Source organism: Amycolatopsis sp. FBCC-B4732, from assembly GCF_023008405.1.
Taxonomy (GTDB): domain Bacteria; phylum Actinomycetota; class Actinomycetes; order Mycobacteriales; family Pseudonocardiaceae; genus Amycolatopsis; species Amycolatopsis pretoriensis_A.
On sequence record NZ_CP095376.1, the window covers coordinates 9,703,901 to 9,723,833 of the forward strand.

The 19,933-nt window shown below is 71.6% G+C and carries 18 protein-coding genes; 12 read left to right on the top strand and 6 right to left on the bottom strand.

The annotated features are described in order from the left end of the window. The 6 genes from mtrB (at position 1) to MUY14_RS44350 (ending at position 10,084) form a co-directional block, all read left to right on the top strand. On the top strand, positions 1-1,725 hold the full coding sequence (gene mtrB / locus MUY14_RS44325) for an MtrAB system histidine kinase MtrB (protein WP_247018834.1): 1,725 nt from the start codon (positions 1-3) through the stop codon (positions 1,723-1,725). Continuing rightward, positions 1,722-3,431 carry an LpqB family beta-propeller domain-containing protein gene (locus tag MUY14_RS44330; protein WP_247018836.1) on the top strand — a complete coding sequence of 570 codons (1,710 nt, stop codon included), beginning with the start codon at positions 1,722-1,724 and terminating at the stop codon, positions 3,429-3,431. The genes mtrB and MUY14_RS44330 overlap by 4 nt, the downstream gene beginning before the upstream one ends. Positions 3,432-3,945: 514 nt before the next feature. Continuing rightward, positions 3,946-4,311, top strand: a complete 366-nt coding sequence (locus MUY14_RS47170) for a hypothetical protein (RefSeq protein ID WP_315863246.1) — start codon at positions 3,946-3,948, stop codon at positions 4,309-4,311. Positions 4,312-5,036: 725 nt separating this feature from the next. Beyond that, positions 5,037-5,723 carry a ribosome hibernation-promoting factor, HPF/YfiA family gene (hpf, locus tag MUY14_RS44340; protein WP_247018838.1) on the top strand — a complete coding sequence of 229 codons (687 nt, stop codon included), beginning with the start codon at positions 5,037-5,039 and terminating at the stop codon, positions 5,721-5,723. 206 nt (positions 5,724-5,929) lie between these two features. Then, complete coding sequence (secA, locus tag MUY14_RS44345) at positions 5,930-8,815, top strand: preprotein translocase subunit SecA (protein WP_247018839.1); 2,886 nt, start codon at positions 5,930-5,932, stop codon at positions 8,813-8,815. Positions 8,816-8,881: 66 nt separating this feature from the next. Continuing rightward, entirely contained in the window at positions 8,882-10,084 is a 1,203-nt protein-coding gene (locus MUY14_RS44350; protein WP_247018840.1) for a cytochrome P450, read from the top strand. A gap of 510 nt (positions 10,085-10,594) precedes the next feature. Here the strand turns inward: MUY14_RS44350 and MUY14_RS44355 are convergent. Continuing rightward, positions 10,595-11,053 (bottom strand): Rv3235 family protein, encoded by a 459-nt coding sequence (locus MUY14_RS44355; protein ID WP_247018841.1) that lies wholly within the window; start codon positions 11,051-11,053, stop codon positions 10,595-10,597. Positions 11,054-11,240: 187 nt separating this feature from the next. On the opposite strand from MUY14_RS44355, the gene MUY14_RS44360 reads away from it, so the two are divergent. After that, positions 11,241-11,615 carry an HAD-IA family hydrolase gene (locus MUY14_RS44360; RefSeq protein ID WP_247025530.1) on the top strand — a complete coding sequence of 125 codons (375 nt, stop codon included), beginning with the start codon at positions 11,241-11,243 and terminating at the stop codon, positions 11,613-11,615. 4 nt (positions 11,616-11,619) lie between these two features. Here the strand turns inward: MUY14_RS44360 and MUY14_RS44365 are convergent, their stop codons facing one another. Next, positions 11,620-12,381, bottom strand: coding sequence for an RNA methyltransferase (locus MUY14_RS44365; protein WP_247018842.1), 762 nt, complete (start codon positions 12,379-12,381; stop codon positions 11,620-11,622). Positions 12,382-12,415: 34 nt separating this feature from the next. Between MUY14_RS44365 and MUY14_RS44370 the strand changes: the two genes are divergently transcribed. Together MUY14_RS44370 and MUY14_RS44375 are read left to right on the top strand one after the other, a co-directional pair. Beyond that, on the top strand, positions 12,416-13,822 hold the full coding sequence (locus tag MUY14_RS44370; protein ID WP_247018843.1) for a wax ester/triacylglycerol synthase family O-acyltransferase: 1,407 nt from the start codon (positions 12,416-12,418) through the stop codon (positions 13,820-13,822). After that, the gene (locus MUY14_RS44375) at positions 13,819-14,310 is read left to right on the top strand and encodes a DUF6912 family protein (protein ID WP_247018845.1); all 492 of its coding nucleotides are present in this window, start codon (positions 13,819-13,821) and stop codon (positions 14,308-14,310) included. The genes MUY14_RS44370 and MUY14_RS44375 overlap by 4 nt, the downstream gene beginning before the upstream one ends. A gap of 39 nt (positions 14,311-14,349) precedes the next feature. Here MUY14_RS44375 and MUY14_RS44380 read toward each other — a convergent pair whose 3' ends face one another. From MUY14_RS44380 to rsgA, 4 genes are all read right to left on the bottom strand, one after another. Continuing rightward, entirely contained in the window at positions 14,350-15,231 is an 882-nt protein-coding gene (locus MUY14_RS44380) for an NAD(P)-dependent oxidoreductase (RefSeq protein ID WP_247018847.1), read from the bottom strand. A 50-nt stretch (positions 15,232-15,281) separates the two neighbouring features. After that, a complete protein-coding gene (locus MUY14_RS44385; RefSeq protein ID WP_247018849.1) occupies positions 15,282-16,028 on the bottom strand; it encodes a hypothetical protein in 747 nt (248 codons plus the stop codon). A 69-nt stretch (positions 16,029-16,097) separates the two neighbouring features. Continuing rightward, positions 16,098-16,988 carry an LppX_LprAFG lipoprotein gene (locus tag MUY14_RS44390; RefSeq protein WP_247018850.1) on the bottom strand — a complete coding sequence of 297 codons (891 nt, stop codon included), beginning with the start codon at positions 16,986-16,988 and terminating at the stop codon, positions 16,098-16,100. A 101-nt stretch (positions 16,989-17,089) separates the two neighbouring features. Continuing rightward, positions 17,090-18,112, bottom strand: a complete 1,023-nt coding sequence (rsgA, locus tag MUY14_RS44395; protein ID WP_247018853.1) for a ribosome small subunit-dependent GTPase A — start codon at positions 18,110-18,112, stop codon at positions 17,090-17,092. Positions 18,113-18,228: 116 nt separating this feature from the next. Between rsgA and MUY14_RS44400 the strand changes: the two genes are divergently transcribed. The 3 genes from MUY14_RS44400 to MUY14_RS44410 are packed head-to-tail and all read left to right on the top strand — an operon-like array spanning position 18,229 to position 19,924. After that, complete coding sequence (locus MUY14_RS44400) at positions 18,229-18,975, top strand: SOS response-associated peptidase (protein ID WP_247018854.1); 747 nt, start codon at positions 18,229-18,231, stop codon at positions 18,973-18,975. Then, entirely contained in the window at positions 18,972-19,580 is a 609-nt protein-coding gene (locus tag MUY14_RS44405; protein WP_247018855.1) for an alpha/beta family hydrolase, read from the top strand. The genes MUY14_RS44400 and MUY14_RS44405 overlap by 4 nt, the downstream gene beginning before the upstream one ends. Further along, positions 19,547-19,924: a Pycsar system effector family protein gene (locus tag MUY14_RS44410; protein ID WP_281506230.1), complete on the top strand. Its 378-nt coding sequence runs from the start codon at positions 19,547-19,549 to the stop codon at positions 19,922-19,924. The genes MUY14_RS44405 and MUY14_RS44410 overlap by 34 nt, the downstream gene beginning before the upstream one ends. Positions 19,925-19,933 lie beyond the last annotated feature (9 nt).

The window sequence follows — 19,933 nt, forward strand, 5'->3', positions numbered from 1 at the left end:
ATGACCAGGGAGACCGGCAGACGGCTCCCCGCGTTCGCGCGTTCGACGGCACGCCTGGTGCGGCGTGTCGTCGTTTTCGCGCGCCGGCGCGCGGTCGCGTTCAACGAGCTGTGGAAGCACTCGCTCCAGTTCCGCGTCACCGTGTCGACGCTCGCGCTGTCCTCCGCCGTGGTCTTCGTGCTGGGCATGGTCCTGCAGAACCAGATCACCGAGCGGCTGCTGGACACCAAGCGCGACGCGGCGATCGCGCAGACCCGTGCCGCGGCGGAGACGGCGGCCGGCGAGCTGGTCGGCCTCGGCGGCGAGGCGCGCGACGCGACGACCAACCGGCTCGAGAACGCGCTGAAGAAGATCGCGATCACGCCGACCAGCCAGGACGCGGCCGGGTCGGCGGCGGGCACGTTCGTCCCGGTGCTCGCCAGCGGCGGCCACGACCAGTCCGGCGACGAGCCGGCGTCCGCGGGCCCGTTCGAGAACGTGCCGCCGCGGCTGCGCCAGTTCGTCGAGGCCGACCAGATGAGCTGGCTCGAGCACACGGTCCCGGACACGATGGGCGGGCGCACGACGTACCTGATCGTCGGCATCCCGCTGAACACCGTCGCGAGCCCGCTGCAGCTGTACTTGCTCTTCCCGCTGACGACCGAGCAGAACACCGTCGCGACCGTGCAGAACACACTGCTGGTCGGCGGGCTCGTGCTGCTGCTCCTGCTGGCGGGCATCACGAACCTGGTGACCCGGCAGGTGGTCCGGCCGGTCCGCTCGGCCGCCGCGGCGGCCGAGCAGTTCGCGGGCGGTGACCTCGACCAGCGCCTCGCCGTGCTCGGCGAGGACGACCTCGCGAAGCTCGCCGTGTCCTACAACGGGATGGCCGCCAGCATCCAGCGCCAGATCCGCCAGCTCGAGGAGTTCGGCGGGCTGCAGCGCCGGTTCACCTCCGACGTCTCGCACGAGCTGCGCACGCCGCTGACCACCGTCCGGATGGCCGCGGACGTGCTGCACGCGTCGCGCGAGCAGTTCCCGGCCGGGCTGGCCCGGTCGACCGAGCTGCTGGTCGACGAGCTCGACCGGTTCGAAGCGCTGCTCGGCGACCTGCTGGAGATCAGCAGGCTCGACGCCGGCGTCGAGGAGCTGGCCGCGGAGTTCATCGACGTCCGTCCGATCGCGACCCGCGCGGTCGAGCAGGTGCGGGTCATCGCCGGCAACGCGGGCAGCTCGGTCGAACTGGTGCTGCCCGACGACGAGGTGATCGCCGAGGTCGACGCGCGGCGCGTCGAGCGGATCCTGCGCAACCTGCTCGCCAACGCGGTCGACCACAGCGAAGGCCGCCCGGTGGTGCTGCGCGTCGGGGCGAACGAGAACGCCGTCGCCATCACGGTCCGGGACCACGGCGTCGGCCTGCGGCCCGGCGAAGCGGACCTGGTGTTCAACCGGTTCTGGCGCGCCGACCCCTCGCGCAACCGGCGCACCGGCGGCACCGGGCTCGGCCTGGCGATCAGCCAGGAGGACGCGCGCCTGCACGGCGGCGAGCTCGACGCGTGGGGCGAACCCGGCTACGGCGCCTGTTTCCGGCTGCTGCTGCCGCGCCGCCAGGACGTGCCCGCCGGCGATTCGCCGTTGACCCTGCCGCCGCCGGACCACGTCGCGGCCGAGGTGCCACTGGGGATCATCGAAGTCACGCCGGCACCCGAAGCGATCTTCGCCGAACGTGAGGAAATCGGTCAGTGAAACGGCTTCTGGTGTCTCTGCTGTGCTTCGCGCTGGTCGCCGGGTGCGCCAACGTCCCGCTCGAATCGCAGCCCGTCGTCGTCCCCGGGCAAGGTCAGGGCCAAGGCTCGGGTGACGTCGTCGCCGAACCGCGGCCGGACCTCGACCCGCTGACGCTGGTCCGGGAGTTCGTCCGCGCGACGCTCAAACCGGGGCAGAACAACGCCGCCGCCCGCGCGTACCTCGACGACGCCGGCCGCGCGAGCTGGCGGCCGAGCCGCAGCCTGACGATCATCCAGAACACCTTCGGCACGGTCTACGACACGAACCCGCAGCCCGACCCGAACACCCAGGTCGTCAACGTGCGCGGGAGCGACATCGGCACGCTGGACCAGAACAACGCGTTCGTGCCGGACTTCAGCCCGGCGCTGCTGCAGGTCAAGGTGCGCAAGCAGGCGAACGGCCAGTGGCGGATCGTCGACCCGCCCGCCGACCTCTACGCGACCGAGTCCGACTTCAGCGAGAACTACACGCCGGTCCCGGTGAGCTTCTACTCGGAGTCGTCGAACACGTTCGTCCCCGACCGCCGCTACGTCGTCGCGAAACCGCAGTCCGGGCTGCCGGGCCGGGTGATGGACCTGCTGGTCAGCGGGCCGTCGACGAGCCTGGCCGGCGCGGTGAAGAACTTCCTCGGCGAGCCGGTCGAGATCGACACGAACGTCAAGAGCCTCGACGACGGCACGCTGGTGGTGCCGCTGACCGGGCTGGCGGGAGTGTCCGACGACACCCGGAACCTGATCGCGGCGCAGATCGTTCTTTCGCTCCAGTACGTCACTTCGGCGCGGATCCGGATCCTCGCCGACGGCGCCCCGCTGGTGCCGAACCACCCGGACTGGCGCCTGAACGACCTGCCGGCGTACGGCGCGACGCTCTCGCCCAACCTGGAGCTCTCGGGCCTGATGACGGTCGGCGGCCGCGTCCGTTCCCTCGGCGACGGCGCCCCGGTCCCCGGCCCGGCCGGCAACGGCGGCTACGACGTGGTGAGCGCGGCCCAGTCCCTCGACGGCAAGCGCCTGGCGGTGGTGGAGCGCGACGGCGGCGGGGTCCGCCTGCGGATCGGCGACATGGGCCGCGACCTGTCCCAGGTGGCCCTCGGCGGCTCCACCCTGAGCCGCCCGACGTGGCGCCCCGGCACCGGTGAGGTGTGGACGGTGGTCGACCGCCTGTCGGTGGGCCGGATGGTGGTCAACCAGAACGGCGTCTGGACGGCGCTGGGCGTCAACGCGACGGACCTGAACCAGCAGGGCGAGATCTCGGAGCTCAGGTTCTCCCGCGACGGCGCCCGCGTGGCCGCGGTGATCAAGGGCGAGCTGTGGGTGGCCTCGGTGGTCGGCGTCGGCGACTCGGTCTCGTTGCGCGAGCCCCGCCACCTCCAGCCCCACGACCTCGAAGACGTGGTCGACGTCGACTGGGTCGCCCAGGACAACCTGGTGGCGGTGACGAAGTCCTCGTCCCAGCCGGTGGTCCGCGTGACGGTGGACGGGCAGCGCATGGACGCGTTCAACAGCTCCAACCTGACGCCCCCGGTCCACGGCGTGACGGCGGCCCCGGGCCGCCAGATCGTGGTGGCCGACTTGAGTGGCTTGTGGACGGCCTCGGTGCTGGGCGAGGTGTGGCGGCCGCAGGCGCACACGATGAAGGACGCGGATCCGTTCTACCCGGGGTGATTTCACTCGTGTGGGTGGCGGTCGGACGTTCGAAACTGTCGGTGGTGGCCGCGAGACTGTCCGTGTGCTGGAGAAGCTGCTCGACCTGGTGATCCCGAGCCGGTGCGCCGCGTGCGGGGCGCGCGGCGAGCCTTGTTGCGCCCGCTGCCGGGTGGTGTGGGGCGCGGTGCGTGAGGTCACGCGGGTGCCGACGACCGGGGTGGTGCGGGTGTTTTCCCTGGCCCGCTACTGCGGCGTGGGCCGGCGGTTGCTGCTCGCGTATAAGGAGCGGGGGCGGCGTGATCTGGCGCCCCCGCTGGGTCTTGCGCTGGCGGAGGCGGTGGTGGAGCTGCCGCTGGGGGAGGCTGTGGGGGCATCCGTGTCGCGGGCGTGGGGGGAGGCTGCGGCACTACCGCGGGCGTTGGCCGTGGTTGCCGGCCCATCCGCTTCCGTGTCGCGGGCGTGGGGGGAGGCTGCGGCACCACCGCGGGCGTTGGCCGTGGTTGCCGGCCCATCCGCTTCCGCGCCGGCCCGCGTGGCCCTGGTCCCGGCACCGAGCCGTCCCTCGGCATCGCGAGTCCGAGGCGGCCCGCACATCGAGCGCCTCGCGAACGCCGCCGCCGAAGCCCTGGCCGCCCGGGGCGTCGAAGTCGCCGTCGCCCCGGCACTCGAACTGGCCGGCGGCGCCCGCGACGCAGTGGGCCTCGGCCGCGCGGAACGGGTCGCCAACCTGGCCGGCCGCCTGCGCTTCCGCGAGGCCGGCCGCCCACCGCCGGGCTACCCGGTCGTGGTGCTGGACGACGTGGTCACGACCGGCGCCACCGCGGCCGCCTGCGCGAGGGCGCTGGCCGCGGCCGGGGTCACGGTCTCCGCCGTCCTGACCCTGCTCTCGGCCGGGTGAATCCCCGGCCGGGCAGCACCCGGCGCGCGGGTGTCGAAGCCTCGGCGTCCAGCGGGTCCATGCCCCCACCATGGCACCGCGGCCGCGGAAACGCACACCCGAAGTCCCGCAACGGACCTGGGCACCCGCGCCACCGCGAAAAACCGGTACCGGTTCCACGCGGAACGCCCCGCACCCGGGTGAACCCACCCATCACCTACACGAGTGACACCGGCCGGGAACGCGAGCGCCCCGGCGGCCGTTGTCCGGGCATGAGGGTGTCGATCACGACCACTCGGCTGCCACACCACTCCACCGGGGTGGCGGCTGTGCTTGACGAGGCCGTCACCCTCGGCGTCGACCTGCAGACAGTGGTGCGCCGTCCGTGTGAACGGACGATCAAGGCACCGCGTCCGACCAGCGGGTGTTTTCTGGTGTTCATCCCGCGATCACTGCGCGGGGTGACGGAGTCTCATTCCTCGACATCCCCCGGCTCGGGGGCTGTTGCAACGGGCGTGAGGAAGCTAACGTGCTCCGCTATCAGCAATCCCCGCAGGCAGGGAGGTGACGAGCCCATGTCCCTGGCGCCGGAGGTGCGCTGAGTCCGCGCTCGGGCTTTCGGCACGAGACGTCGTGAACCGTTCCCGAGTTCCTTCTCGGCCCGCGATCCGGGCTTCCGTCCCCGCAATACCGGCGCCGTGTGAAAACACAACAGCTCGCAGTCATCGAAGCGAGGGAGGTCGTGTATGGACATCGTCGTTAAGGGCCGCAACGTGGAGGTGCCCGACCACTATCGGGCGCTTGTCAGTGAAAAGCTGGCCCGGCTCGAGCGCTACGACAGGAAAGTCATCCGGTACGACGTGGAACTGTTCCACGAACCCAACCGACGCCAGGCCAAGAGCTGCCAGCGCGTCGAAATCACCGGAAAGGGGCGGGGCCCGGCCGTACGCGCTGAAGCGTGTGCCGCCGACTTCTACGCAGCGCTTGATTCCGCAGTCACTAAGCTGGAAAACCGGCTGCGGAGGACACACGACCGGAGGCGTGTGCACTACGGGCGCAGCCGCCCGGAATCGGTCGCCGAAGCGACCTCGATGCTGCCCGGTGGTGGATCCCCGGCCGCAGCCAGTCCCGCCGCGAGTACCGCGGTGTTGGAAGCACCCGAAGCCCTGCCGCAGACGAACGGCTTCGCGAGTGCCGACGAGGTACACCTGCCCCAGCAGCAGAGCTGGGCCGACGACGACCTCGGTCACCAGCCCGGTCGCGTCGTTCGCGAGAAGCAGCACACCGCGGAGCCCATGACGGTGGACCAGGCTCTCTACGAGATGGAACTGGTCGGCCACGACTTCTACCTCTTCAACGACTCCGAAGCGGGCCGGCCCAGCGTGGTCTACCGGCGGAAAGGCTTCGACTACGGCGTGATCCGGCTCGGCTGAGCCGGCTCTAAGGAGGCCTCTGCGGACGGCCCGCACGCGCTCGCGTGCGGGCCCTCCGCATGTCAGGACGTACGGCGTGTGCACACGACGGCCACCGTTCCCTACGATGGGGGTGGGAAGGTGGTGCCGAACACGGCGGCCACCGCGGGAGAACCTGCCCGGGACCGGCCTGGGCGTGCTCATATTCAGCTAGTGAGGTCGACCGGATGGTGCTGAACCGCCTGCTCCGCGCGGGTGAGGGCAAGATGGTGAAGCGGCTGCGCAACATCGCCGATCACATCAACACCCTCGAAGACGACGTCAAGGACCTGACCGACGCCGAGCTGCGGGCCAAGACCGAGGAGTTCCGCAAGCGGAACAGCGACGGCGAGTCCCTCGACGACCTGTTGCCGGAGGCCTTTGCGGTCGTCCGGGAGGCCGCCAAGCGGGTGCTCGGCCAGCGGCACTTCGACGTCCAGCTGATGGGCGGCGCGGCCCTGCACCTCGGTCAGGTCGCCGAGATGAAGACCGGTGAAGGCAAGACGCTCACCTGCGTCCTCCCCGCCTACCTCAACGCGATCCCCGGCAAGGGCGTCCACGTCGTCACGACGAACGACTACCTCGCCAAACGCGACTCGGAGTGGATGGGCCGCATCCACCGCTTCCTCGGCCTCGAGGTCGGCGTCATCCTCTCGGAGCAGCAGCCGGACGTGCGGCGCTCCCAGTACAACGCCGACATCACCTACGGCACGAACAACGAGTTCGGCTTCGACTACCTGCGCGACAACATGGCGTGGAGCCTCGACGACTGCGTGCAGCGCGGGCACAACTTCGCCGTGGTCGACGAGGTGGACTCGATCCTCATCGACGAGGCCCGGACGCCGCTGATCATCTCGGGCCCGGCGGACCAGTCGTCGCGCTGGTACGTCGAGTTCGCCCGGCTGGCGCCGCTGATGCAGGGCATCGACACCACCACGATGGGCTCGCGCGAGCGCGTCGAGAAGACGAACCTGATCAACTCGAAGTACCACTACGAGGTCGACCAGCGGAAGCGCACCGTCGCCGTCACGGAGAAGGGCGTCCGCTTCGTCGAGGACCAGCTCGGCATCGAGAACCTGTACGAGGCCGCGAACACGCCGCTGGTCGGGTACCTGAACAACGCGCTGAAGGTCCAGGAGCTCTTCCACAAGGACAAGGACTACATCGTCCGCAACGGCGAAGTCATGATCGTCGACGAGTTCACCGGGCGCATCCTGGCCGGCCGCCGCTACAACGAGGGCATGCACCAGGCGATCGAGGCCAAGGAAAAGGTCGAGATCAAGGCCGAGAACCAGACCCTCGCGACGATCACGCTGCAGAACTACTTCCGCCTCTACAAGAAGCTGGCCGGCATGACCGGTACGGCCGAGACCGAGGCCGCCGAGTTCCACCAGACCTACAAGCTGGGTGTGGTGCCGATCCCGACGAACCGGCCGATGGTCCGCGCCGACCAGCCCGACCTGATCTACAAGACCGAAGACGCGAAGTACGAGGCGGTCGCCGAGGACATCGCCGAGCGGCACGAGAAGGGCCAGCCGGTCCTGGTCGGCACGACGAGCGTCGAGAAGTCCGAGCGGCTGTCGAAGCTGCTGGTGAAGCTGAGCGTGCCGCACGAGGTGCTGAACGCGAAGCACCACGACCGGGAGGCGCTGATCGTCGCCCGCGCCGGCCAGAAGGGCGCCGTCACGGTCGCCACGAACATGGCGGGCCGCGGTACCGACATCGTGCTCGGCGGCAACCCCGACCTCATCGCCGACCACGTGCTGCGCGAGCGGGGCCTGGACCCCGTCGAGCACTCCGAGGAGTACGAGGCCGCGTGGCCCGAGGTCCTGGAGCAGGTCAAGGCGGAGTCGAAGGCCGAGGCCGAAGAGGTCCGCGAGGCCGGCGGCCTGTACGTGCTGGGCACCGAGCGGCACGAGTCGCGCCGCATCGACAACCAGCTCCGCGGCCGGTCCGGCCGCCAGGGCGACCCGGGCGAGTCCCGCTTCTACCTCTCGCTCGGTGACGAGCTCATGCGCCGCTTCAACGCGACCATGGTCGAGCGCGTCATGACGACCATGCGGCTGCCCGACGACGTGCCGATCGAGCACAAGATGGTCTCCAAGGCCATCAAGAGCGCGCAGACCCAGGTCGAGCAGATCAACATGGAGCAGCGCAAGGACGTCCTCAAGTACGACGAGGTCATGAACGAGCAGCGCAAGGTGATCTACGCCGAGCGCCACCGCGTACTCGCCGGCGAGAACATGCGCGAGCAGATCGAGGGCATGCTCGTCGACGTCGTCAACGCCTATGTGGACGGTGCGACGGCCAACGGCTACGCCGAGGACTGGGACCACGAGAAGCTGTGGACGGCGTTGAAGACGCTGTACCCGGTGAGCATCGACTGGGACGACCTCATGGAGGACGGCGACCTCGACGAGGCCACCCTGCGCGAGGCACTGGTCCAGGACGCCCGCAACGCCTACGACAAGCGCGAAGCGGAGATCAACGCGCTCGTCGGGCCGGACGGCATGCGGACCCTGGAGCACCAGGTGATGCTGACGGTCCTCGACCGCAAGTGGCGCGAGCACCTGTACGAGATGGACTACCTCAAGCAGGGCATCGGCATGCGGGCGCTCGCGCAGCGCGACCCGCTGATCGAGTACCAGCGCGAGGGCTTCGACATGTTCCGCGCGATGCTCGACTCGCTGAAGGAGGAGGCCGTCGGCTTCCTGTTCAACCTGCAGGTCGAGCGGGCCGAGGCGCCGCCGGCGGAGGAAGCCGCGGCGCTGCCGACGGGCGTCGCCGCCGGCAACGGCCAGGCGGCCGAAGGCCGGCACGCGCGGCCGGCGCCGCCGCAGCCGCCGACGACCGACACCGAGTCCGTCCCGGCCGCCCTGCGCGGCAAGGGCCTCGGTGGCGGTGGCCAGCAGCCGGGGGTGACGCTGTCCGGTCCGGGTGAGGACGGCGAGGTCGAGTCCCACGCCGAAGGCGGCGCGCAGGCCGCGGGCGGTGGCGGCGGGGGCACCCGCCGGGATCGCCGCGCCGCGCAGCGCGACGCGCAGAAGAAGGGCAAGAAGGGCCCGCGTCGCTGACGTCGGGTGTGCACACCGGGGCGCGTGGCCGAGCCACGCGCCCCGGTGTCGTGAACGGGGGTTGTCATGACGCAGGTCGCGGCGGAGCCGCAGGAGTTCTTCGCGCCGTTCGGCGCCGATCACCGGCCGGACCCGTACCCGGGCTACGGGCGGTGGCGCTCGCGGTGGCCGGTCGCGGCGCTGGCGCCGCAGATGTTCGCGGTCAGCGGCATCGCGGAAGCCACGCAGGTGCTGCGCGACCCGGCGTTCGGTCACCCGGAACCCGAGTACCTGGACCCGGCGGACCGCCTCCCGGACCAGCCGGTCGACGAGTCAGGACGCGTGGTCCGGGCGTTTCTTTCGTTGAACCCGCCCGACCACACACGGCTGCGGCGCCTGGTGGCGAAGGCGTTCACGCCGCGGATGGTGGAGCAGCTCGCGCCGCGGATCGAGGCGCTCACAGCGTCGCTCCTCGACGGCGTCGGCAGCTCGTTCGACCTGATGACGTCGCTCGCGAAGCCGTTGCCGGTGGAGGTGATCGCGGAGCTGCTGGGCGTCCCGCTGGACGACCGCGAGCAGTTCGCGGCGTGGTCGCACGCGATGGCCAGGGCCCTGGACCCGCCGTTCCTGCAACACCCGGACACGATCGAGCCGGCGGTCAAGGCGCGGCAGTCGTTCGTCGGCTACTTCCGCGAGCTGGCGGCCCGGCGCCGGAGCGAGCCGGGGGAGGACCTGCTGTCGGCACTGGTGGCGGTTTCCGACGCGGGTGACGTCCTCACCGAGGGCGAGTTGCTGGTGACGCTCACGCTGCTGCTGATCGCGGGCCACGAGACGACGACGAACCTCATCGGCAACGGCGTCCTGGCGCTCCTGAACCACCAGGACGGTGTGCGAGCCGCGGCGGCCGCGCCGGACCGGGTGGTGGAGGAGGTGCTGCGCTACGACTCACCGGTCCAGCTGACGGCCCGCACGGCCCTGCGCGACACGACACTCGGCGACGTGCCGATCCCGGCGGCCAGCCAGGTGATCATCGTGCTGGGCGCGGCCAACCGCGACCCGGCGGCGAGTCCCGATCCGGACGACTTCGACCCAGCCCGGCCGACGGCCCGTCACTTGGCGTTCGGCCAGGGAATCCACTTCTGCTTGGGCGCCCCGCTGGCGAGGCTGGAGGGCCGCATCGTGTTCCGCGAGTTGGCCCGGCGGTTCCCGGACTTGAGGCCGGCGGGCACGCCCGAGTGGAACCCGACGACGACCCTGCGCGGCTTGGCGACGCTGCCGGTCGCGCTCTGAAGGCCACCGCGCGGTTCCACCCGCAGGGCGAGTTCGCCGGGCCTCGCTTGTCCCGCAGGCCCGGCTCGTGAGTGGTGGGCCGGTCCGAACCGGCTCACCACCCACGCCCGCCCACCCCGCCGCACTCATCGCCCCGGTGGTGACCGTGCCGCACCCACCTCGCTCACGCCGCCCGGCGAAGCGGCCTGCGCCGCGGCCGATTTGGCCGGCGCCTGCTCGACCCGCCGGTCCGGCAGACGGCTCGTGGGTGGTGAGCCGAGTCCGAACCCGACCCGCCACCCAGCCCCGCCGCACCCATCACCTCGGCGGTGACTGTGCCGCGCTCACGGCGCCCGGCGAAGCGGCCTGCGCCGCGGCCGAGCGGCCGTCCGCGGGGCGAGTTGGCCGGGCCTGCTTGTCCCGCCGGTCCGGCAGACGGCTCGTGAGTGGTGAGCCGAGTCCGAACCCGACCCACCACCCAGCCCCGCCGCACCCATCACCCCGGCGGTGACCGTGGCGCGCTCACCTCGCTCACGCCGCCCGGCGAAGCGGCGTGCCCGGGTGCTGCGGCTTCAGCAACGCGAAGCGCACGCACCGCCACCCCGTCGGTGTCCGCGTGAACCGGGCCGCCAGAGCGAACGACCGGCCGTCCGCCTCGACCCGGGCGCACGCCTCGATCACGTCCGGGGCCGGGGTGCACGTGTGGATCGTCTGCGTCCGGTGGCGCGGCCGTGTCCTACTGGGACCGCTGAACCCCGCGTACACCTCCGGCGCCACCAGCGCGCGCACCTGCGTCGCCGGGCGGCGGCCGTCGTAGGCCTCCAGCAGCATGGTCAGCACGCGGCCCACCTCGCTCGCTTCGAGCTGCCGGGGCGCCGGGCACCGGGTGCCGCCGCGGCGGTGTTCCAGTGGTGTCACCGACGGCGGCGGGTCCGCCCTCCTGGCCGCTTCGCAGTGGATGAGCGTTCGCAGGCGGTGTTCCTCGATCATTTCGTCCCCTCCTGGACTCGGCATTTCCCCACCTCCGCCGCTTAGAGGCGGGAACGGGCCGGAAAGGCGACGGGAATCGCACAATCCGGGCGAGATCCGCCGAAGCGGAGGAATCCTCGGCAGTGTTGCGCTATGCGAGACAGCGGGTTGCCGCCCGGCTATGGTGTGCCGGGTGCTGAAAGGGCTATTGGTCGATTTCGCCGGAGTTCTCACCGACCCCGATGCCGGCCGGTTCTACGACTACCTGGCGGCCGCGCGCGAGCGAGGCGTCCGCACCGCGCTCCTGTCGAACGCCCCCGGGGCGTCGGCCGAGGTCAAGAACACGATGTTCGACTACTTCGACGCCCTGGTGTTTTCCGGCGAGGTCGGGGTGGCCAAGCCGGACCCGGCGGTCTACCTGATCGCGGCGGACCGCCTCGGCCTGTCCGCCGTGCGCTGCGCGTTCGTCGACGACTCCGCGACGAACATCCGCGGCGCCGTGCAGGCGGGCATGGTCGGCGTGCACCACCGGTCGGTCGAAGAGACGCTCTCCGAACTGAACGTGTTGTTCCCGGACGGCTGAGTAGTCAGCGGGTGCGGCGCACCAATTCGAATGACAAGACCGCCGCGGCGGCCGAGACGTTCAGCGACTCGACGTCACCGGGCATGGGAATCGACACCCATTCCGTGACGAGCTCGCCGACTTCTCCGCCGACACCGGCCGTCTCGCCGCCGAGGACGAACGCCGCGCGCTGCGGCAGGTCGACGTCGAACACCGTGGTGCGCGCCGAAGCGCCGAGTGCGTAGAGCGCGTAGCCGGCTTCGGTGAGCAGCTCGGCCGCTTCGCGCGCGGAGCCGCAGCGCAGCACCGGGGCGCGGAACGCGACCCCGGCCGAAGCCTTGACCACCAGCGGGTCCAGCGCGGCGACGCCGCGGCGCGGCACGATCACGCCCTCGAGCCCGGCGGCGGTCGCCGTCCGCAGGATCATGCCGACGTTCGCCGGGGTGGTGATGCCGTCCAGCAGCAGCACCCGCGACGGCGGCCGCCGGTCGGCCAGCGCCGCGGAAAGCGCACGCATCCGCGGCGCGACGACGTCGGCGAGCACGCCCTGGTCCTGCTTGCCGTTGCCGGCGAGCACCTTGACCCGGTGCGCGCTGGCGCGCTGCACCGGCACGCCGGCGTCCTTCGCGGCGCGCTGGATCTCGGCCGCGCCCGGACCGCGGGCGGTGTCGGCGAGGATCACCTTGTCCACCCGCAGGCCGTCGTCCGCCAGCGCTTCGAGCACCGGCTTGCGGCCGTACACGGTCAGGAAGCGGTCCTTCGGCGAGATCGTCGACTCATCACCCACACCCGGCAGTCTCGCATTGTGTAAGGATCGGCCCATGCCCGACCGCCTTTCCGCGCTGGACGCCTCGTTCCTCTACGTCGAGGACCACGCGACGCCGATGCACGTCGGCGGGGTGGCGATCTTCGAGCGGCCCCGGTCCGGGTTCGGCTACGCGCAGCTGCTCGACCTCATCGGCGCGCGGCTGGCGTACCTGCCGCGCTACCGGCAGCGCGTGGCCGAGGTGCCGGGCCACCTCGCGCGGCCGGTGTGGGTGGACGACGTCGACTTCGACCTCAACTACCACGTCCGGCGCTCGGCGCTCCCGCAGCCGGGCAGCGACGAGCAGCTGTTCGACCTGGTCGCGCGGCTGATGTCGCGGCGGCTGGCGCCGGAGCGGCCGCTCTGGGAGGCGTACTTCATCGAGGGGCTGGCCGGCGACCGCGTCGCGCTGGTGACGAAGACCCACCAGTCCGTTGTGGACGGTGTCGGCACGATCGAGCTCGGCCAGCTCATCCTCGACCCGACGCCGGCCGAGCCGGAGCCGTTCGAGGACATCTGGACGCCGCGGCGCGAGCCGAGCCGCACGCAGCTGGTGCTGGACGCGGTCAGCGAGGGCGTCCAGCGGCCGGGCGAGGTCGTCGAGAACGTCCGCTCGGCGGCGAACGACGCGTTCGCGGCGGCGGGCAAGTTCGCCGAGACGGTCGGCGGCGTGGCGTCGACGCTGCGCACGCTGGTGCGGCCGGCGCCGACCGGCCCGCTGAACGTCCGGGTGTCCGGCGGCCGCGTGTTCTCCGTGGTCCGGACGCGGCTGGAGGACTACCGCAAGATCCGCGCGGCGCACGGCGGCACGGTCAACGACGTCGTTCTCGCGGCGATCACGGGCGCGCTGCGCGAATGGCTGCTTTCGCGCGAGGAGCCGCTGACCCCGCACACGACGATCCGCGCGCTGGTGCCGCTGGCGGTCCGCGACGCGGAGACGGCCGAGTTCTCGACGCCGGCGCTGATCGGCAACCAGGTGGCCGCGTACCTGGTCGACCTGCCGGTCGGCGAGCCGAACCCGGTGCTGCGCCTGCAGCACATCGGCCACGCGATGGCCGAGCACCTGGACTCGGGCCGTTCGGTGGCGGCGCGCGGCCTGCTCAAGGTCGGCGGCTTCGCCCCGGCTACGCTCCATTCGCTCGGCGCGCGAGCGGCGGGGTCGCTGTCGGGGCGCATCTTCAACGTCATGGTGACCAATTCGCCGGGCCCGCAGGTGCCGATGTACGCGGGAGAGGCCAGACTGGTCGAGATGTTCCCGGTGATGCCGCTGATGCGCACCCAGGCGCTGGCGATCGGGGTGACGTCCTACCACGGCGGCGTCTACTTCGGACTGAACGGCGACCGCAAGGCCGCCTTCGACGTCGACCTGCTGGCCGGGATGATCGAAGAATCCTTGGAAGAGCTGAAGGGTGCGCACTGGTGAGGGTCTATCTGCCTGCGACGATCGCGATGCTCCGCGACCTCGAGTCGTCGGGCGAGTTCCGCGCCCGCAGCGGAACGGCGTTCGCGCTGACGCCGGCGTTGCGCGAGGCGTACGTGAGCGGGTCCGACGAGGAGCTGGAGTACGCGGCCCTGCTGGACGCGGCCCGCGCCTCCCTGCGCCTGATCGCGGCGGAGGAGAAGGGCGAACCCCGCCGGGTGGTGATTTCGGCGGACGTCGAGGGGCTGACGCTGCGTCCGGACCTGGACGCCCCGGTGGTCCGCATCGGCGGCCCGATCCCGCTGTCGGCGGTGGCGGCGATCCACGTGGACGCCCCGGAGGCCGCCGAAGCGGTATCGGCGGCGGCCGCGGTGATCGACGCGGCGGACCTGGGGGACCCGGACGCGGAGTTCACCTTGGGCGATGCCGAGGATCACGAGCTGGCTTGGTACGCGCCGCAGGAACTGCCGTTCTTGCTGGAGCTGCTCTGAGTTGTCCACAGGTGGGTTCACCTGTGGACAACTCGGGGATCAGTCCTCCGTGAACCAGTCCGGGCCCGGCACCGGCCGTTCGCACTTCCAGCCGGTCGCGTCCACCAGCTTCGTGGAATCCACCCGCTGCGAGCGCCCCATCGGCTCGGCCAGCGGGATCCGCGACACCAGCCACTTCGGCAACGCCCGCGCCCGGCGTACCCCGGCCGCCGCGGCCATCGCCGCGCCCAGATCGGCCTTCAGCAACGGTGGCGCGCCCACGTTGTAAACCCCCGATGGTGCCTCCAACGCCGCCACCGCGGCCGCGGCCGCGTCCGATGGGTGGATCGCCGTCGTCCAGTCCGTGCGTGCGCCCATGATCAGTGGCCCACCTCGGCGGGCGGCCGCGAGCAGGGCGGACGTCATCGGGTCCGGGCCCAGCAGCGTGCCGATCCGCAGCCGCACCACCGTGCGGTCCGTCAACGCCGCCACGTTCGAGTGCGCCTCCACCGATGACGCCGTAACCAGGCCCGGACGCAGCGGAGCCTCCTCCGTCAGCAGCGCCGAACCCCCGTCGGCGTACACGAACGAGATCCCCTCCTGGACCAGGATCCGCACCTCTTCGACCTGCCGGACCGCCGCCGCCAGAGCCGCGCTCCCCGCACGGCGGACCTGGTCGTTCAGCGCCCACGCCGCCTTGCTCGTCACCTTCGCCGGAATCCGCGTCGCCAGGTTCACGACCGCGTCGTGGCCGCGCAACGCCGCGACCAGCGAATCGGCCGAGAACAAGTCGCCTTCCACCGGCCGGGCACCCGTCGCCGACACCGCCGGCACGCGCGAAGCCGCGCTGGCCAGACCGCTCACCTCATGGCCGCCGGCCAGCAGCCGCGTCACCGCCGGCCTGCCCAGCACGCCCGTCGCCCCGATCACCAGCACCCGCATGTCCTTCTCCCTTCGTCGGAGAACGGACGAGGCAGCGAGCCGAAACGTGACTACCCCACTTCGCCCGGGGGCGGCGGCTGGATGTCGACAGGCGTGCCCCAGTCCGAATAACGCGTGGTGATGCGGGCATCGGAGCCCGGCAGGATCGGGGTCAGGTCCAGCACGATCCGGAGCGGCCGGTGGGTGTCGTCGAGCCACAGCTCCACCGGGAACTTGCCGAGCCGGCCCGCCGACTCCGGGGGCAGGCCCGCGGGCAGGTCGGTGCCCAGGCGGGCCAGGTCCAGGTCGACGCGGTAGTGCTCCGCCGCCACGCCGTCGAGCTGCGTGCGTTCCGACGAGACGATCGTGCCCGCCGTCCGGATCTCGCCCAGGGTGTGCGCCGGGTCGTTCTGCGCCGCCAGCTGCGTCAGGCTGCCGCCGAGCACCTGGGAGAACGGGTCGCTGCCGTCCGCCGCGACCAGCACCCACGGCTTGTCCGCGCCGACCTCGTCGCGCGAACCCTCCGGCACCTTCGCGTACAGCTTGCCGGCCACCAGGCGCAGCTCCAGCGGCTCGCCGAGGAAGTCGGTCGTCATCACCTGGGACATCCCGCCGGCACCGAAGCGCGCCTGGCCCTGGCCCTTCGACCGGACCGAGCCGACGGCGACGTCCGCGGCGAACTTCGCCGAGCCGCCGCTCGTGGTGGCCGCCGTCGCGGCGTCGGCCAGTGCCCGCGCGTCGGTGAACGCGGCCGGGGGTGGCGAACCGGAGCAGCCGGCGAGCAGGACGACCAGCAGCACCACGGCGGCTTTGCGCATGGCGCCAACAAAAACACAGCGGCTCCCCCGAACTCGTTCGGGGGAGCCGCTGCTACTCAGAGTTTCCGGTCAGCGACCGGCCTTCTTCATCAGCTCGCCGAGGTCGACGACCTGCTCGGCCGGCGGGGCCGTCACGTCGACCTGGGTGCCCCAGTCGCTGTACTTCATCGTGAACTTCGCGTCGCCGGCCGGCGCGCCCAGCGCCTGCATCATCGCGCCCTGGTCCATGGTGACCTGCACCGGCAGGTTGTCCTTGTTCAGCCACAGCTCGGCCGGGATCTTGAGGTCCTTGCCCTTGAGCTTCTCGTTGATCTGGTCGCGCGCGGCGGCCGGGACCTGGCCGGTGAACTGGTCGATGGCCTTGGCCACGTCGAGCTCGACCTTGTAGTGGTTGACCTGCTCGCCGTTCAGCTCGGTCTGGTCGGACGAGATGATCCGGCCCGCCTTGGAGACCTGCTCCAGGATCTTGCTCGGGTCGCTCTGCTCCGCCGACTGCGAGAGCGCGCTCCCCATCGCCTGCGAGATCGGGTCGGTGCCGTCGGCCGAGATCTTGGCCCACGCCTTGTCGGTGCCCATCTGCTTCTGCTGGTCGGCGGGCAGCTTGAGGTACATGACCTTGTCGACCATGCGCATCTCGGTGGTCTGGCCGGCCGCGGTGCTCGTCATCGAGAACTTCGTGTTCGCGCCGTCGAAGGCCATCGCGCCGGTGGCGCTCATGGCCTGGCCGGCGGCGGAGCCCTCCATGGTGAACTTCGCCGACTTGGACTTCTCGGTGCCCTGCTTCGACGCCGACGCCAGCTGGAACGCGTCGGTGAACGGCGAAGCGAGACCGCTGCTGCTGCCACCGGACTGCGACTGCTCGCCGGCCGGGGCGGCGGTGCCCGTGGTGGAGTTGCCGCTGCACGCCGTCAGCGTCAGAACCAGCGCGGCACCGGCCGCGACCAGGGTGGTCTTGCGCATGTACATCCCCTCAGGATTGGATCTTCCGCTGGGCATATCGCCCGAACGGGCGAATCATTACCTCTGTGACGGTGACGATCCGCGTTCGGTTCCCGGTTGCCTCAGGACTCCGTGGGCCGGGTCACGTCGTGGCCGCCCCGCGAGGCCAGCAGGCGCCGCAGCGACGCGAGCCGCTCGGCGCTCGCCGTGCCGTCGGTGACGACGTCGTCGAGCGCGCAGCCGGGGTCCTCGGGCGGGCCGAGGTGCCCGCAGCCCGACGGGCACTCCTCGGCGGCCGCGGCGAACTCCTCGAAGGCGTCGACGATGTCGTCCGCGGTGACGTGGGCCAGCCCGAACGAGCGCACGCCGGGCGTGTCGATCACCCAGCCGCCGTTCTGGAGCGGCAGCGCCACCGCCGCCACGGACGTGTGCCGCCCCTTGCCGACCGAGCTGACCACGCCGACGGCCAGCCCGGCGGCGGGTACCAGCCGGTTGACCAATGTCGACTTGCCGACCCCGGAGTGGCCGACGAGCGCCGTCACGCGGTCTTTCAGCAGCTCGTCGAGGCCCTCGGGCTGCTCGTCGAAGCGGCTGACGATCACCGGGACGTCGAGGCCCGCGTACCCGGCCAGCAGCTCGTCCGGGCTGGCCAGGTCGGCCTTGGTCAGGCACAGCACCGGCTCGACGCCGCCGGCGTAGCAGGCGACCAGGCAGCGGTCGATGAAGCCGGTGCGCGGCGGCGGGTCGGCCAGCGCGGTGACGATCAGCAGGCGTTCGGCGTTGGCGACGACCAGCCGCTCGTACGGGTCGGTGTCGTCGGCCGTGCGCAGCAGCGAGCTCGTGCGTTCGTCGACCCGGACGATCCGCGCGAGGGTGTCGGGCTTGCCGGAGACGTCCCCGACCACGGCGACGAGGTCGCCGACGACCACCGGCGTCCGGCCCATCTCGCGGGCCCGCATCGCGGTGATCACCCGTTCGGGGTCGGCGTCGATCGCGCAGGTCCAGCGCCCGCGGTCCTTGCCGATGACCATCGCGGAGACGGCGTCGGCGTGCTCGGGACGGCGCTTGCTGCGGGGGCGGGTGCCCTTGCTCGGACGCACGCGGACGTCGGACTCGTCCAGCTTGCTCCAGTCGTTGCGCGCCAAACCTTCGTCCTCTCGTGCACCGGTGCCCACCCGAATGATCCCACGCCGCTCGCCACGGCCCTGGCCTGCGTGTAACGATGGCGTCCCGGATGCAGCCGGCACGAGGAGGTAGGCGCATGTGCGGCCGCTACGCCGCCACGAAGGACCCGGCGAAGCTGATCGAGGAGTTCGAGGCGATCGACCTCACCGAAGGCCACGCGCGCGCGGACCACAACGTCGCGCCGACGAAGAACGTCGTCACGGTGGTGCAGCGGCACCCGCGTGACGAAGACGGCCAGGTCCTCGAGGACGAGCCCGCCGAGCGCTCGCTGCGGATCATGAAGTGGGGCCTGGTGCCCTTCTGGGCGAAGGACCCGTCGGTCGGCTCGCGGATGATCAACACGCGCGCCGAGACCGCCGCCGAGAAGCCCGCCTTCCGCCGCGCGCTGGTGTCCCGCCGCTGCCTGGTGCCCGCCGACGGCTGGTTCGAGTGGCGCCGCACGGGCAAGGAGAAGGAGCCGTTCTACATGACGGCCCCGGACGACTCGTCGATCGCGTTCGGCGGGATCTGGGAGAGCTGGCACCCGAAGGACGACAAGGACGCGGCACCGCTGATCACGTTCTCGATCATCACGACCGACGCGGCCGGGCAGCTCACCGACGTCCACCACCGGATGCCGCTGATCGTGCCGAAGTCGCACTGGGACGGCTGGCTCGACCCCGACCGCGAGGACGTCAAGGACCTGCTGGTGCCGACGCCGGACGACATCGTCGCGTCGCTGGAGCTGCGGCCGATCTCGACCAAGGTCAACAACGTCCGCAACAACGGGCCCGAGCTGCTGGAGCGCGTCGACCCGGCGCACGAGGGCACCCTCTTCTCATGACGGCCCTCGAGATCGGCACCGCCTACGGCCCGGCGCGGGCGTACCTGCACTGCGCCGAGGAGGGCGAGGCGGTGCTGATGCTCGGCCACGGCGCGGGCGGCGGCCTCGGCGCGAAGGACCTGGTGGCGGTGACGCGCGCGGCCCAGGCGGCCGGCGTCCACGTGGCGCTGGTCGAGCAGCCGTACCGGGTGGCGGGCCGCCGCGCCCCGGCCCCGGCGAACCAGCTGGACACGGCGTGGCTGACGATCGCGGACGACCTCTCGGAGCGCTTCGACGCCCTCCCGTTCGTGTTCGGCGGACGGTCGTCGGGCGCGCGGGTCGCCTGCCGGACGGCCGCGCAGGGCCAGGCGGTGGCGGTGCTGTGCCTGGCGTTCCCGGAGCACCCACCGGGCAAGCCGGAGAAGACGCGCCAGCCGGAACTGGACGCGGTCGAGGTCCCGGTGCTGGTGGTGCAGGGGGAGAACGACCCGTTCGGGCGCCCCTCGGCGGGGCCGCACCACGAGATCGTGGTGGTGGAGGGCGACCACAGCCTGTCGAAGGACCTGGAGGGCGTCTCGCGGGCGGCGACGGAGTGGCTGTCGCGGGTGCTGCGCCCGCTGGCCTGAACCCGCAGGTCCGGTCCGTCAGCTCCCCGCGTGGGACGGTCCCCGGGGCACTCTCCGTCGTCACCTTGTCCCTGGCCGTCGCGCTGGGTTCGGTCAGCGTTCTCCTGGCCATCTGGACGGTGGTTCCACGGGCGAAGTGGCTGAAAACCCGTTCCGTCGCCCACTACGGGACCATCGCCGCCTTCACGTCGGCCGGGGACTGCCGGACGGCCGCGCAGGCGATCCTCGGTGACCCCGATCGCCTGGCCGAGAACCTCGCCCAGCACATCTGGGCCCTTTCGAAGGCGGCCCAGCGCAAATACCGCTTCGTGACCTGGGCGATCTGGCCGGCGCGGTGGGCTTGATCCTGGCCT

Bases quoted from the DNA above. Each gene is read 5' to 3' on its own strand.
- mtrB (WP_247018834.1), top strand. From the start codon at position 1: ATGACCAGGGAGACCGGCAGACGGCTCCCCGCGTTCGCGCGTTCGACG.
- hpf (WP_247018838.1), top strand. From the start codon at position 5,037: ATGGACATCGTCGTTAAGGGCCGCAACGTGGAGGTGCCCGACCACTAT.
- secA (WP_247018839.1), top strand. From the start codon at position 5,930: ATGGTGCTGAACCGCCTGCTCCGCGCGGGTGAGGGCAAGATGGTGAAG.
- MUY14_RS44350 (WP_247018840.1), top strand. From the start codon at position 8,882: ATGACGCAGGTCGCGGCGGAGCCGCAGGAGTTCTTCGCGCCGTTCGGC.
- MUY14_RS44355 (WP_247018841.1), bottom strand. From the start codon at position 11,053: ATGATCGAGGAACACCGCCTGCGAACGCTCATCCACTGCGAAGCGGCC.
- MUY14_RS44370 (WP_247018843.1), top strand. From the start codon at position 12,416: ATGCCCGACCGCCTTTCCGCGCTGGACGCCTCGTTCCTCTACGTCGAG.
- MUY14_RS44380 (WP_247018847.1), bottom strand. From the start codon at position 15,231: ATGCGGGTGCTGGTGATCGGGGCGACGGGCGTGCTGGGCAGGCCGGCG.
- MUY14_RS44385 (WP_247018849.1), bottom strand. From the start codon at position 16,028: ATGCGCAAAGCCGCCGTGGTGCTGCTGGTCGTCCTGCTCGCCGGCTGC.
- MUY14_RS44390 (WP_247018850.1), bottom strand. From the start codon at position 16,988: ATGCGCAAGACCACCCTGGTCGCGGCCGGTGCCGCGCTGGTTCTGACG.
- MUY14_RS44400 (WP_247018854.1), top strand. From the start codon at position 18,229: ATGTGCGGCCGCTACGCCGCCACGAAGGACCCGGCGAAGCTGATCGAG.
- MUY14_RS44405 (WP_247018855.1), top strand. From the start codon at position 18,972: ATGACGGCCCTCGAGATCGGCACCGCCTACGGCCCGGCGCGGGCGTAC.